This is a genomic window from Kitasatospora sp. NPDC097643, assembly GCF_040302625.1.
Taxonomy (GTDB): domain Bacteria; phylum Actinomycetota; class Actinomycetes; order Streptomycetales; family Streptomycetaceae; genus Kitasatospora.
The window spans coordinates 120,203-133,666 of the sequence record NZ_JBEOSA010000009.1 but is presented as its reverse complement, the minus strand read 5'-3'; the positions used below and the strand labels follow the sequence as shown (position 1 = coordinate 133,666).

Here is a 13,464-nt window from a genome sequence, read left to right as displayed (position 1 = left end):
GAACCGCCATGAACCGCCGACTGCCCGTTGCCGTCCTCGCCGTCGCCCTCTCCACCAGCCTGCTCGCCGCCTGCGGCAGCGACGGCGGCAGCAAGTCGGGCGGGGACACCGCCCAGGCCGGCGCCGCCGCGAGCGCCGGTGCCGCCGCCGGCTTCCCGCGCAGCGTCACGCACGCGGCCGGCACCGCCGAGATCAAGGCCCAGCCCAAGCGCGTCGTGGTGCTGGACAGTGGTGAGCTGGACGACGTCACCCTGCTGGGCATCACCCCGGTCGGCGCGGTGTCGCCGCACATGAAGACCGAGGGCGGGTTCCCGAACTACCTCAAGGACAAGATCAAGGACACCAAGGACGTCGGCCCGATGAACGAGCCGAACCTGGAGCTGATCGCCTCCCTGAAGCCCGACCTGATCCTGTCCTCGAAGGTCCGTCACGCCAAGGTCTACGACCAGCTGAACGCGATCGCGCCGACCGTGCTCGCCGAGACCACCGGGTTCCCGTGGAAGGAGAACCTGGCCCTGTACGCCAAGGCGCTCGGCAAGGAGGACGAGGCCAAGAAGGCCCTCGCCGAGTACGAGGAGCGGGCCAAGAAGCTCGGCGAGGCGATCAAGGCGAAGAACGGCGGCACCATGCCGACCGCCTCCGTGGTCCGCTTCGTGGCCGGCCCGACCCGGCTGTACGCGAAGTCCTCCTACAGCGGCGTGGTGCTGAAGGACGTCGGCCTGGCCCGCCCGGCCGCCCAGGACGTCGACAAGAACATCCTCGAGGTCAGCGCCGAGCAGATCAACCAGGCCGACGCCGACCTGGTGTTCGTCACCACTGCTGACGACCCGTCCAAGACCAAGGAGAGCGAGGTCCAGCAGACCCCGGTCTGGCAGGGCCTGAACGCCGTCAAGAACAACAAGGTCTTCAACGTTCCGGACGAGACCTGGATGTCCGGCATCGGTGTCCAGGCCGCCGACGCGATGCTCGTCGACATCGCCAAGGCCACGGGCGTCGACGCGCCCAAGTAACCGCCGTCGACAGCTGACGGCGAACAGATGACAGAAGACAGCGGACAGATAACAGATTTCGAAAGTTGTCATCTGTTAGCTGTCAGCCGTCAGCTGTCGCCCGTGCGTCGTCACCCGTCCGCCACCACCTCCAAGGACCACCCCCATGCGGCTCTACCTGCTCGCCCTGAACCCCACCGACTCGGTCACCGACGGCTTCCTGCCCGCCGCCGCCCGGCTCGGGCTCGACGTCACCGTCCTCACCGACTGCGCCGAACCCCACCGACGGGCCTACGCCGACCTCCCGTTCGCCGCGCCCGAGGTGCTGGAGTGCGACGTCCGGGACTTCCGCACCGTGGTCAGCCTGATCTCCCGGCACCACGCGCCCGACGCGGTGTTCAGCAACAGCGACCACCTCCAGACCCAGACCGCCCTGGCCGCCGAGTACTTCGGCCTGCCCGCCAAGGACTGGAAGGCCGCACTGCGGGCCAAGGACAAGGGCCAGCTGCGCCGCCACCTCGCACTGACCGGCCAGGACACCGTCTGGTCGGCCGAGTTGGCCCCCGGGCAGGACCCGGCCGAGCTCGACCCGCCGTTCCCGTGCGTGGTCAAGCCCCGCGAGGGCGTGGCCTCCGAGGACGTCACGCTGGTCGCGGACGCCACCGAACTCGCCCTGCACTGCAAGGAGATCCAGCACCGCCGGGCCGGCGCCACCCTGGTGGTCGAGGAGTTCCTGGACGGCCGGCTGTGCACCCTGGAGACGCTCGGCGACGGCCGCCGCCGGCACGTCCTCGGCGGCTTCCGCACCCGGCTCTCCCCGCCGCCGGACTTCATCGAGGAGGTCCTGGAGTTCGCCCCCGCCCACCCCGCCGAGGCGGTCGACCAGGTGCTCGCCCAGCTCGACGCGCTCGGCGTCGGACTCGGCGCCTGCCACACCGAGTTCGTCCTCCAGCCGGACGGCCGGGCCCGGATCATCGAGGTCAACTACCGCGCCATCGGCGACCAGTGCGACCTGATGCTCGCCGAGATCCTCGGCATCCCGCTGTTCGAGCACATCCTCGGCGTCCACCTCGGCCGCGAACTCCCCGCCGACCTCACCGAGTCGTGCGCCGCCACCCCCCGGCGGGCCCGCAACGAAGCGGTCTGCGCCGACCGGGCCGGCGTGCTCACCGCCGCCCCCGGACCGTACGACGAGGACCGCGACGGCGTCCGGCTCGCCTACCGGCCGCTGCGCGCCGTCGGCGAGCGGCACGAGCACTACCGCACCAACCGGGACTACCTGGGCGTCATCTGGGCCGTCGGCACCGACCAGAACGCCGTGGACGCCGCCGTCGCTCGCTTCGTCGCCGACCACCACTGGGAGATCACCCCGTGACCGCCGCCCAGCAGCTCACCCTCCGCCTGCTCTCCGCCCTGCTGCGCGAGGACGTCCTCGGCCTGCGCACCCGCGGCACCGTCGAGGACCGGCCGGACGGCCGCTGGATCGTCCTCGCGGACGCTGCACTGGCGCTGCCCGTCACCGCCGAGGGGTTCCAGTGCGAGTACGCCGCCCGGCTGCCGCTGCTGGAGCTGGCCGGCCGCGAACTCACCGACCTGGACGCCGTCGTGGCCGCGCTCGCCGACCTCGCCGACGCCGAGGACCGGCCCGGCTGGGCGGCGCTCGCCGAGGAGTGCCGGCAGACCCGCGCCACCATGGAACTGCACGAGGACGCGCGCGCCGAGGTCCACGCCCGGCTCACCGACCTGTACGGCACCGACCCCGCCGGGTGGACCGGCCCCGCCGCTGCCCTCGGCCACGACACCCTGGCCGCCTACCTCGACCACCCGGTCTACCCGACCGCGCGCGGCCGCTCCGGCCTCACCGAACCCCAACTACGGTCCTATGCGCCGGAGTTCCACCCGGCTTTCGAGCTGCGCTGGCTGGCCGTGCCGACCGCCGCACTCACCACCCACGGCGACCGCCCACTGCCGAGCTGGTGGCCCACCCCAGCCTGGCTCGGCCTGGAATCCGTCTGCCCCGGCGACGGCTGGACCACCCTGCCGGTCCACCCGCTCACCGTCGGCGCACCGCTCGACGAGGCGCTGCGGGCCACCGGTCTGGCCGGTCGCGTGGTGCTCGCCGAACGGCCCTACCTGACCGTCGTCCCGACCCTCTCCATGCGCACCGTCGCCGTCGCCGACGACCCCACCTGCCACCTCAAACTCCCGCTCGCCACCGCCACCCTGGGCCGGCTCAACCGCCGCACCATCAAGCCCGGCACGCTGCTCGACGGCGCCGCCGGACAGCGGCTGATCGAGGCCGTACTGACCCGCGAGCCGCGGTTCGCCGGCCGGATCCTGCACGCCGACGAGCAGAGCTGGGCCCACGCCGGGCACGAGCTGCTGGCCGTCCTGCTGCGCCGCTACCCCGCAGGGCTGGAACGGGCCGTCACCGTCCCGCTGGCCGCCCTGCTGGCGCCCGCGCCCGGCGGCCGCCTGGTGCTCGACCACCTCGCCGACCGCTTCCACGGCGGCGACCCGCTGGCCTTCTACGACGCCCTGCTGGAGCTGCTGCTCGACTGGCAGACCACGCTGTTCGGCTACGGCATCGCCCTGGAGTCGCACCAGCAGAACACCTCGCTGGTGCTCGACGAGGACGGCCTGCGCCTGCTCTACAAGGACGACGACGGGCCGCGCGTCCACACCGCCCGGATGATCGCCGAACTCGGTGAACTCGCCCCGGCAGTCGACGAGTTCGACGACGCCAGGATCTTCGGCGACGACGACCGGGCGCTCACCGACCTCTTCACCACCATCACCGGCCACCTGTGCACCGGCTCCCTCGCCTTCGGCCTCGCCGAGCACGGCCGCGCCGAACTCGCCGACACCCTCACCCTGTTGCGCAAGCGCCTGGCCGAGGCCGTCGACCGGATCGGCCCCGTCGGCGAGCCCCTGCGCACCGACCTGCTGGACGCCGAACGGCTGCCGGTCAAGGCGATGGTGACCGCGGGCACCCTGCTCACCAAGCAGCGCTCCGGCGCCACCGACATCAACAAGCACTACACCACCGGCCCCAACTACCTGCTGGCGGGCGGCGCCGCGAACGGGACCCCGACCGGAACCGCGACAGGAACTGCGAACGGCACCCCGAACCGGACCGCCCGATGACGGTCGACGCGCTCCCGCAGCGCCCCGGCAGCGAGATCGACCGCTCCGGCGGGCTCGGCCGGCGCCAGGTGCACGCCGTCGCCGCCTGCTACTTCGTGGCCTCCTTCGCCGCGCTCGGCCTGCCGCCGTACCTGACCGCGATCCTGCCCACCCTCGGCGACCAGCAGGCCCGGTGGGCCGGCGTCCTCTACATCGTGCCGACGGTGTTCAGCGCGCTCGGCGCCCCGCTGTGGGGCCGGCTCGCCGACCGCTTCGGCCGCAAGCGGCTGCTGCTGCGCGCCCAACTCGGGCTCAGCATCTCGTTCCTGCTCGCCGGCGCCGCCGGAAGCCTGCCCGCCTTCACCCTCGCACTGGTCCTCCAGGGCTTCCTCGGCGGTACCTTCGCCGCCACCAACGGCTACCTCGCCGCCGCCCTCGACGGGCCCAGGCTCTCCCGCGCGCTCACCCTGATGCAGGGCAGCGCACGCGCCGCGCTGGTCGCCGCCCCGATCCTGGTCGGCGCGCTCTCCCCGTGGATCGACCCGCACCGCCAATACCTGGTGATGGCCGTACTCCCGCTCGCCGCCGCGGTGTTCCTGTCCCTGTTGCCCGAACCCGGAGAGCCCGGGGCCGCGACCGCCGACGAACGGGAGAGCGCGCCGCAGACCGCGGACGTACCGCTCCTGCCGCTCTACGTCTTCGAGTTCGTCTTCGTCTTCGCCACCGTCATCTCCTTCCCCTACCTGATCGCACTCGCCGAGCAGCGCCTCCCGGGCGTCTCCGGCACCACCACCGGCGTCCTGTTCGCCCTGCCGCACCTGTGCTACCTGGCGTTCGCCGCCCGCACCCACACGCTGTTCCACGGCCGCCCGCACACCGGGATCGCGCTCGGCTTCGGCTGTGTCGCGCTCGGCCTGGCCGGGCACGCCCTCGCCCACTCCCTGCCCGTGTTCGTCGCCGTCCGGCTGCTGCTCGGGGCCGGGCTCACCCTCGGCCTGGTCAGCCTCGCCGTCCTCGCCGCCGGAGCCGCCAAGGGCCGCCCGCCCGGCCGGATGTTCGGCACCCTCGAACTCGTCTCCAAGGGCGGCGCCGTCGCCGCCGGCGTCGTCGCGGCGCTGGCCAACGGCCGGTTCGGTGCCGCCGCACCCGTAGTGGCCGGCACCGCCGCCGCCCTGCTGGCCGCCGTCGCGGCCACCGCCTTCACTCTCCCGATCCGCCGCCAGCGCTGGAGTCGCCGATGACCCACGAACTGCCCGCCGCCGACGAAGCGGTGGCCCACACCCTGCTCAACTGCCTGCTGCGCGAGGTCTCCGCGCCCGAACACCAGACCGCCGTCACCGACCAGCGGCTGCTGCTGCGCCTGCCCCGCCGCGGCGCCCTGCTGCGGGTCGCGCTGCGCCGCACCTCGCTGCTCGGCGCGCACCGGTTCACCGGCCCGGTCGAGATCGAACACGACGGCGGCTGGCGCGAGTTGGGCTGGCGCGAGCTGGCCGGACACGTCCAGGACGAGCTGGAACTGCGCACCGGCACGGTGAACGAGGAGTTCCTCGACCAGGTGACGTCCAGTCACATCGGCGTCGACCAGAGCCTGATGGACCGGCCGCAGGCCGGTGCCGACCGCTACCTGGAGTCCGAGCAGGCCCTGCTGTTCGGCCACCGCTTCCACCCGGCGCCCAAGTCCCGCTCCGCCGCCCGGGGCGACTGGCGCCGGTACGCCCCGGAGTCCCGGGCCGCGTTTCCGCTGCGCCACCTCGCCGTCCGCGCGGAGCTGCTCGCCGAGGAGTCCCTGGACCAGCGGGCGAGCGCCGCGGTGGACGGGCTCGGCGAGGTGCCGGACGGCTACCGACTGCTGCCCGCCCACCCGTGGCAGTACCAACTGATCGGCGACCACCCGCTGTTGCGCGCGGCCATGAACCGCGGCGACATCCTCGACCTCGGACCGCGCGGCGAGGCGTTCACCGCCACCGCCTCCGTGCGCACCCTCTACGGCGCGGACGCCTTCCTCAAGTTCAGCCTGAACGTGCGCATCACGAACTGCCTGCGCAAGAACGCCGCGTACGAGCTCACCGGCGCCGTCGCGCTCACCCGGCTGCTCGCCCCCGCGCTCGCCGACCTCGCCCGGCGCTACCCGGACGCGGCGATGCTGCGCGAGCCCGCGTTCCGCACACTGGCCCTGCCCGGGGCCGACGGCCGACCGGACCGGGCGCTCTACGAGGGCTTCGGCCTGATCGTCCGCGAGGGCTTCGCCGACGTGCTCCGGCCCGGCGTCACCCCGCTGCTCGCGGCCGCCGTCGCCGACGAGCACCCGACCAGCTCCGCCCACATCTCCCGGCTGCTGCACGGCGGTTCGGACGGTCGGCAGGCCCTCGACTGGTGGCGCACCTACCTGCGGCTGCTCGTCCCGCCGGTGCTGGCCGCCTACTTCGACCACGGTGTGGTCCTGGAGCCGCACCTGCAGAACGTGCTCATCGGCGTCGACGCCACCGGACGCCCCGCCCAGGTGCTCTTCCGCGACCTGGAGGGCACCAAGCTCGTCCCCGAGCAGAACGCCGAACTCCTCACCGCGCTCCCGCCCGAGGTGGCCGGCCCGATGACGTACGACGCCGAGCGGGGCTGGGACCGGGTGGTCTACTGCCTGCTGGTCAACCACGTCGCCGAACTGCTCGCCGCCCTCGCCGACCTCCGCCCCGAGCTGGAGGGCGCGCTGTGGCAGGCCGTCCGGGACACCCTGGAGGAGTGCGCGGGCGTCCACGGGCATCCGCCCCGGCTGCGCGCGCTGCTCGCCGGTGTCCCGCTGCCCGCCAAGGCCAACCTGCTGACCCGCTGGGAGCGCAAGGCCGACCGCGAGGCCGGGTACGTCCGACTGCCCTCCCCGCTGGCCGGCTCCGTCCTCGCCGAGGCCGCCCGGGCGCACAGGTCCGTGGCCGAAGTCGCCGTCCCCGCCGGGAGCACCCGATGACCGAGACCGTCCGCCACCACGTCGCCGCGCTCGCGCCCGACGACCTGCCCGCCTACGTCTACGACCTGGCGGCGCTGCGCGCGCACGCCGCCACCGTCCGGGCCGCGCTGCCCGAGCGGGTCGAGCTGTACTACGCCGCCAAGGCCAACCCGGACGCGCCGCTGCTGGCCGCGCTGCGCGACGCCGTAGACGGCTACGAGGTGTCCAGCGGCGGGGAGTTGGCGCACGTACGGGCGGCCGTGCCGGACGCGCCGCTGGCCTTCGGCGGGCCGGGCAAGACCCCCGCCGAGATCGCCGCCGCCGTCGACGCCGGGGTGCACCGCTGGCACGTCGAGAGCGAGCAGGAACTGCACCGGCTGGCCGCCGTACTCGCGGACCGGCCGGGCGACCCGGTCGTCGACGTGCTGCTGCGGGTCAACCTGCCGGTCGTCACGGGTGCGCTCGATTCGGTGGCGCTCGCCATGGGCGGCCGCCCGACGCCGTTCGGGCTCGACCCCGACCGGGCCGAGGAGTGCGTGCGACTGCTCGGCGGGGCCGACCCGCTGGGCGGCGGCCGGCTGCGGCTGCGCGGGGTGCACGCCCACCTGGCCAGCGGGCTCGCGGCGGCGGAACAGCTGTCCGTCGCCGAGCAGATCGTCGACTGGTCGGCCGCGCTGGCCGAGCGGCACGGCCTGCCGCTGGAGGAGGTCAACGTCGGCGGCGGGATGGCCGTGGACTACGACCGCCCCGAGGACCGCTTCGACTGGACGGCCTTCGGCGAGGGGCTGGCCAAGCTGCTCGACGCCCACCCCGGCCTGACCCTGCGGATCGAGCCGGGGCGGTCGCTGACCGCCTACTGCGGCTGGTACGCGACCGAAGTGCTGGATGTGAAGCGCAGCCACGGCGAGGACTTCGCGGTGGTCCGCGGCGGCACCCACCACCTGCGCACCCCGGCCACCAAGGGGCACTCCCAGCCGTTCGAGGCCCTGCCGGTCGAGGCCTGGCCGCACCCGTGGCCGCGCCCGGCCGTCACGACCGGCCGCGCCACGCTCTCCGGCCAGCTCTGCACCCCGAAGGACGTCCTCGCGCACGCCGCCACGGACGCCGACGGCCTGCGGGTCGCGGACCGGGTGCTCTTCGCGATGGCCGGCGCGTACGCGTGGAACATCTCGCACCACGAGTTCCTGATGCACCCTCGCCCGGGCTTCCACTACCTGGGCGACTGACGGGGCGGGTGACGGGGCACGGCGAACAGTCGACAGGTCACGGATAACAGATGACAGCCGACAGATTTCAGATAACAGATGTTGAAATCTGTCATCTGTAATCTGTCGGCTGTCCCGCACCCCCCGCCCGCCGCAGGTCACCCCCGCACACTCGTGCGAGAGTGGTAGGCAGCGAAGGGAGCGCGAAGGTGCTGATGGACAGGGTGGCGGAGATCCTCGCCGAGGCGTCGGCCGAGGCGGTGGAGCCGCGCTTCCGCGCGCTGGCCGCCGGCGAGGTGATGGAGAAGGCACCCGGCGAGGTCGTGACGATCGCCGACCGCGAGGCCGAGGAGATCATCGCCCGCCGTCTGCGCGAACTGCTGCCCGTCCCCGTGGTCGGCGAGGAGGCCGTCGCCGCGGACCCGGCCCTCGCCCGCGCCCTGCACGACGAGCCCGCCGCCTGGCTGGTGGACCCGGTCGACGGCACCGCCAACTTCGTCGCCGGCCGCCCCGAGTACGCCGTGATGTGCTCACTCGTACGCACCGGGCAGACCGTCGCCTCCTGGATCTGGCAGCCCGCCACCGCCACCTGCTACCGCGCCGAACTCGGCGCCGGCGCCTGGCGCGACGACCACCGCCTGACCCGACCGCCGGCCCCGCAGGACGCCGCCGCGCTGCGCGGATCGGTGAAGAGCCGCTTCCTCGACCCGGAGCACCACGAGCGCCTGCGGGCCAACGTGTCCGTCTTCGCCGAGGTCTCCCCCGGCCGGCACGCCGCCGGGATCGAGTACCCGGACCTCGTCGAGGGCCGCGTCGACTTCATCCTCTACTGGCGCACCCTCCCGTGGGACCACGCGCCCGGCTCGCTGCTGGTCACCGAGGCGGGCGGCGTGTCCGCCCGGCTGGACGGCAGCCCCTACCGCCCCGAGGCCCCCGGCTGCGAGGACGGCCTGCTGGTCGCCGCGGACCCGCAGACCTGGGAGCTCACCCGCAAGATCCTGCTGGCCGACTGACGCCCCGCCGGGCGGGACGGGGCCGGGCCAGGGCGGGGCCGTCAGCGCACGTCAGCGCACCTCGGCGCAGGTCACCACACCACCGGCAGCCGCTCCGGCAGGCGCTTGATGAACCCGGGCCGCCAGGCCAGCTGGTCGACCGGCAGGGCGAGCCGCAGGCCCGGCAGCCGCTCCACCAGGGCGGTGAGGGCGATCTCGGCGTGCGTCCGGCCGAGCGCCGAGGCCGGGCAGAAGTGCCGGCCGGCCCCGAAGGCGAGGTGGGGGTTGGCGGTCCGGTCGAAGTCGATCCGCTCCGGGTCCGGGAAGACCGCCGGGTCGTAGTTGGCGCCCTCGACCAGGACCAGCACCAACTCCCCCTCCTTCACCAGGACATCGCCCACCTGCACGTCCGCGAGCGCGAGGCGCGGCAGCCCGTCGCCGATCGACAGGTTGACCCGCAGCAGTTCGTCCACCGCGCGGCCGATCAGCGCGGGCTCGCGCCGCAGCCGCTCGGCCAGTTCGGGCTGCTCGCACAGGTAGACGATCGCGTTCAGCAGGAACGAGGAGGTGGACACCGCGCCCGCGCCGAACAGCGACAGGGCGACGGTGGCCAGCAGTTCGTCGCTGACCCGGTCGGAGACGTCCGGGGAGCGGCGCAGTTCGGCGAACCGGCCGAGCAGCCCGTCCACCGGCTCCGGGTCGGCGTTGAGCCGGCCGATCATGTAGCCGAGGTCCTTGTACCAGTTGGGGGTCGAGCCCGCGAACGGCACCGGGCTGGTGATGAAGGCGACGTCGATGCCGGCCATCAGCCGCCGCCAGTCGTCGGTGGGGATGCCGAGCAGGCGGCAGTGCAGAGCGGCGGAGTACGGCTCGGTGAAGCCGTCGCGCAGCTCGCCCGGGGCGCCCTGCTCGACCAGGACGTCGATCAGCCGGTGGGCCTCGGCCTGTAGCCAGCCGTCGAGTTGCTTGTCGGCGCGCGGCGAGAGCGTCTTCATGACGGCGTTGCGCAGCCCGGCGCTGTTGATGTTGCCCATGTTGTTGACCACCTCCGGCGGGATGGTCAGCGCGTACTGGCGCGGCACACCGGGGTTGGCGGTGTCCTTGAGGCTGAACCGCTCGTCCTCCAGCACCTGCTTGGCGAGCGCGTGGTTGCTGACCAGCCAGGCGTGGTCGCCGGTCATGGTGCGGACCCGGGCGATCGGCTCCTTCTCGCAGAGCCGGCTCGCCTCCTCGGGCAGGACGTCGCCCCTCCGCGAGAACGGGAAGGTCAGTTCGGGGCTGTGCAGGTCGGTCATGGGAGTGGCTCCTCAGGGGGCGTTGGCGCGGGGAAGGACGATCAGGCGGCGACGGCGGGCGCGACGGCCGGTACCGGCGTTTCGGCGGACGCGGGTGCGGGTGCGGGCGCAGGGGTGGACGCGGCCGCCGGGCGGACCACCGCGTAGGCCTGTCCGGGTGCGGCCCGCAGGCCTTCGTCGCGGCCGAACAGGACGGGCGTGAGCGGCAGTTGCAGGTGGTAGCAGCTGACCGAGGTGGGCACCCCGAGCAGCGCCGGGGTGTCCAGGAAGAACGGCAGCTCGGCGGAGATGTACTGGAGCCCGGCGGCGAGTTGGGGTTCGCTGGGTGCCAGCCCCTCGCCGAGCCGGGCGGCGAGGAAGCCGCGCGCCATCTTCTCGGCGGCGTCCCGGAAGACCCGGTCGGTGCGCAGCGCCTCGACGGTCCGGCGGTGCAGCCGCTGGTAGGTGGCGTCGGCGGTGAAGTCGGAGAGGGCGTGCACCCGCACGTCGTCGCGGCGGCCGCTCTCCTCGACGCCGCGTTCGATCCGGCGGGCGGTGGCCTTGATCTCCTTCGCGGCCCGCCGCTGGGCGTGTTCGGGGGTGTAGCCGAAGGTCTCGAACTGGTTCGTGACGTACAGGTCGGCGTAGACGATGTCGATGCGTTCGAAGAACCCCCTCCCCCACCCGAGGAGTTCGGTGATCCGGCGGTGGCTGAAATAGCTGTTCCCGGGGCTGACGCCGATGAGCAGGTGCTCACCGAGCTGCCAGATCTCCCGGCACCTGCGGGAGTACGGAAGCGCCTCGTAGGGGGCGGTCGGGGTGGCGGTCGGGCTTTCGTCCGGGAGGGTTTCGCGCATGCCTTTCCTCCGCTTCGCAGCAATGGTCACAGGACGGGGTTCACGTGGATTTACCGGGATTCACAGAAGTGCGCGCCGGGTAGGCGGAGTTCACCGGGATGTCAGGCGAGCTCACCACTGGTGGAGGACACGCGCCTGGTCAGACAGCCCACCCTGGATCGGCGTGTGCACAAGGTGGGGCGACGACCACATGAAGTTACCGCCGCTGTTCGGGATCTCCGCAAGCCCTGCCCGGGGGTTGGCGAAATGTGATCACCGGGCGGCCGGAAACAGCCTGTACTCCCTTGCGGAGGTATGTCCACGGAGGTTTTCCGGAGTCGGGCGAATATCGCCCGACCAGCCTCTCACGCCAGTGTCGCTTCCTCCAACACGGCGGCGGAAAAAGGTGTTTGATTTGGAATCAGAAGTCCGGCCGGATACGAACGGCATGTGTCGCGCCCGTGTGCCCGGGTTACCCGGCCCGTTCCCCCGTGATCTTCCGTCCGGCGCGCACGACTTCACGCAGCAGCGCACGGACCTCCCCCGCCGTGGTGTGCGGGTTGAGCAGGGTGAGCTTCAGCCGCACCCGGCCGGGGCCCTCCCCCGGCAGTTCGGTCCGCCCGACCACGGCCCGTCCGGTGCGCAGCAGCAGCCGGCGCAGCGCACCGTTGAGCTCGTCGAGCGCCGCCTCGTCCGCGACCCGCTCGCCTGCGGCCCGATCGCCCGTGGCCCGATCGCCCACGGCCGGCTCCGCCACGACCCGCCCCGCCGCGGCCCCCGCTTCGGGCAGCCCCTCGCCCGCGGCCGACCTGGCCGTTCCCGCCACCGGCCGGTAGCGGAACAGCACCGTGGTCAGGACGGGTTCGGCATGGAGTTCCAGCGCGGGTTCGGCCTCGACGGCCTCGGCGGCGGTGCGGGCGAGGTCGTGGCAGGTGTCGACCAGCCGGCCGAGCCCGTCGCGGCCGAGGGTGCGCAGGGTGACGGCGAGCTTGAAGGCGTCGGCCCGCCGGGTCGTGCGCAGCGAGCGGCCGAGCAGGCTGGGGTAGCCGGCGCGTTCGTCGTCGACGGGGTTGAGGTACTCGGCACGGCGGGCGAGCGAGACGTAGGTCTCGGCGCGGCGGACCAGGAACACCCCGGCGGCGGCGGGCTGCCAGCCGAGCTTGTGCCAGTCGAGGGAGACGGAGTCGGCGCGGGCGATGCCGTCGAGGAGCGGGGCGAGCCGGTCGGACAGCAGCGCCCCGCCGCCGTACGCGGCGTCGACGTGCAGCCAGGCGCCGTAGCGGCCGGCGAGGTCGGCGGCGACGTGCAGCGGGTCGACGGCGCCGGTGTCGGTGGTGCCGGCGGTGGCGACGATGGCGATCGGGGTGCGTCCGGCCCAGCTGACCTCGGCCAGGGTGCGTTCCAAGGCCGCTGGATCCATACGGAGTTGGCGGTCGACGGGGACGGGGGCGACGGCGCGTTCGCCGAGGCCGAGCAGGGCGGCGGCGCGCTGGACGGAGAAGTGCGCGGCCTCGGAGGCGAGGATGCACGGGCGGACCCCGGCCGGTACGCCGTCCAACTCGACGATGCCGTCCAGCTTCTGATCACGCGCCAGCATCAGGCCCATGAGGTTGGACTCGGTGCCGCCGGAGGTGAGCACGCCGGCGGCGCGGGCGGGGTCGTAGCCGACCAGGTCGGCGAACTCGGCGAGGAGCGCGGTCTCCAGGGCGGTGGCGGCGGGGGCCTGGTCCCAGGAGTCCTGGGAGGGGTTGAGGGCGCTGACGGCGAGGTCGGCGGCGGCGGCCACCGCGAGCGGCGGGCAGTGCAGGTGGGCGGCGCAGGCCGGGTCGGCGGGGTCGGCGGCGCCGTAGGCGAGGAGTTCGGTGAGCCGGGCGAGCGCGTCGCGGCCCCGGGCGCCGGCGAGGCCGTCGGCGACGAGGGCGTCGATCTCGGCCGGGCTGCCGGCGGGCAGCGGGCCGCTGCGCCGGGCGACGCCGGCCTCCAGGGCGTCCAGGACGGTGGCGAGCAGCGGTGCGAGCGCGCCGGGCCCGGCGGCGCCGCCGGCGAGGGCGTCCAAGGGGGAATCCAAGGGGGCATCAGCGCCCGGCAGTTCGGGGTTGTCGGC

The 13,464-nt window shown here is 73.6% G+C and carries 10 protein-coding genes; 7 read left to right on the top strand and 3 right to left on the bottom strand.

Annotated features, from left to right (window positions below; translation table 11 throughout):
• Nucleotides 1-8: 8 nt before the first annotated feature.
• The 7 genes from ABTY15_RS09135 to ABTY15_RS09105 all read left to right on the top strand — a co-directional run bounded on the left by ABTY15_RS09135 (nt 9) and on the right by ABTY15_RS09105 (nt 9,271).
• Nucleotides 9-1,010 carry an ABC transporter substrate-binding protein gene (locus ABTY15_RS09135; RefSeq protein ID WP_350578560.1) on the top strand — a complete coding sequence of 334 codons (1,002 nt, stop codon included), beginning with the start codon at nt 9-11 and terminating at the stop codon, nt 1,008-1,010.
• Nucleotides 1,011-1,155: 145 nt separating this feature from the next.
• Nucleotides 1,156-2,364 (top strand): ATP-grasp domain-containing protein, encoded by a 1,209-nt coding sequence (locus ABTY15_RS09130; RefSeq protein ID WP_350578557.1) that lies wholly within the window; start codon nt 1,156-1,158, stop codon nt 2,362-2,364.
• Complete coding sequence (locus ABTY15_RS09125; protein ID WP_350578554.1) at nt 2,361-4,136, top strand: IucA/IucC family protein; 1,776 nt, start codon at nt 2,361-2,363, stop codon at nt 4,134-4,136. Before ABTY15_RS09130 ends, ABTY15_RS09125 begins: the two co-directional genes overlap by 4 nt.
• Complete coding sequence (locus tag ABTY15_RS09120) at nt 4,133-5,356, top strand: MFS transporter (RefSeq protein WP_350578551.1); 1,224 nt, start codon at nt 4,133-4,135, stop codon at nt 5,354-5,356. Before ABTY15_RS09125 ends, ABTY15_RS09120 begins: the two co-directional genes overlap by 4 nt.
• Complete coding sequence (locus ABTY15_RS09115) at nt 5,353-7,074, top strand: IucA/IucC family protein (protein ID WP_350578548.1); 1,722 nt, start codon at nt 5,353-5,355, stop codon at nt 7,072-7,074. Before ABTY15_RS09120 ends, ABTY15_RS09115 begins: the two co-directional genes overlap by 4 nt.
• Nucleotides 7,071-8,279, top strand: a complete 1,209-nt coding sequence (locus ABTY15_RS09110) for a type III PLP-dependent enzyme (RefSeq protein ID WP_350578547.1) — start codon at nt 7,071-7,073, stop codon at nt 8,277-8,279. The genes ABTY15_RS09115 and ABTY15_RS09110 overlap by 4 nt, the downstream gene beginning before the upstream one ends.
• Nucleotides 8,280-8,473: 194 nt before the next feature.
• Nucleotides 8,474-9,271 carry an inositol monophosphatase family protein gene (locus ABTY15_RS09105; RefSeq protein WP_350578730.1) on the top strand — a complete coding sequence of 266 codons (798 nt, stop codon included), beginning with the start codon at nt 8,474-8,476 and terminating at the stop codon, nt 9,269-9,271.
• A gap of 71 nt (nt 9,272-9,342) precedes the next feature.
• Here the strand turns inward: ABTY15_RS09105 and ABTY15_RS09100 are convergent, their stop codons facing one another.
• From ABTY15_RS09100 to ABTY15_RS09090, 3 genes are all read right to left on the bottom strand, one after another.
• On the bottom strand, nt 9,343-10,545 hold the full coding sequence (locus ABTY15_RS09100; protein WP_350578544.1) for a cytochrome P450: 1,203 nt from the start codon (nt 10,543-10,545) through the stop codon (nt 9,343-9,345).
• 41 nt (nt 10,546-10,586) lie between these two features.
• On the bottom strand, nt 10,587-11,381 hold the full coding sequence (locus ABTY15_RS09095; protein WP_350578541.1) for a tRNA-dependent cyclodipeptide synthase: 795 nt from the start codon (nt 11,379-11,381) through the stop codon (nt 10,587-10,589).
• A 451-nt stretch (nt 11,382-11,832) separates the two neighbouring features.
• The gene (locus ABTY15_RS09090) at nt 11,833-13,428 is read right to left on the bottom strand and encodes a pyridoxal phosphate-dependent decarboxylase family protein (RefSeq protein ID WP_502893455.1); all 1,596 of its coding nucleotides are present in this window, start codon (nt 13,426-13,428) and stop codon (nt 11,833-11,835) included.
• Nucleotides 13,429-13,464: the final 36 nt, after the last annotated feature.

Excerpts from the sequence above, each read along its gene's own strand:
- ABTY15_RS09135 (WP_350578560.1), top strand. The coding sequence starts at position 9 with ATGAACCGCCGACTGCCCGTTGCCGTCCTCGCCGTCGCCCTCTCCACC.
- ABTY15_RS09130 (WP_350578557.1), top strand. The coding sequence starts at position 1,156 with ATGCGGCTCTACCTGCTCGCCCTGAACCCCACCGACTCGGTCACCGAC.
- ABTY15_RS09120 (WP_350578551.1), top strand. The coding sequence starts at position 4,133 with ATGACGGTCGACGCGCTCCCGCAGCGCCCCGGCAGCGAGATCGACCGC.
- ABTY15_RS09115 (WP_350578548.1), top strand. The coding sequence starts at position 5,353 with ATGACCCACGAACTGCCCGCCGCCGACGAAGCGGTGGCCCACACCCTG.
- ABTY15_RS09110 (WP_350578547.1), top strand. The coding sequence starts at position 7,071 with ATGACCGAGACCGTCCGCCACCACGTCGCCGCGCTCGCGCCCGACGAC.
- ABTY15_RS09105 (WP_350578730.1), top strand. The coding sequence starts at position 8,474 with ATGGACAGGGTGGCGGAGATCCTCGCCGAGGCGTCGGCCGAGGCGGTG.
- ABTY15_RS09100 (WP_350578544.1), bottom strand. The coding sequence starts at position 10,545 with ATGACCGACCTGCACAGCCCCGAACTGACCTTCCCGTTCTCGCGGAGG.
- ABTY15_RS09095 (WP_350578541.1), bottom strand. The coding sequence starts at position 11,381 with ATGCGCGAAACCCTCCCGGACGAAAGCCCGACCGCCACCCCGACCGCC.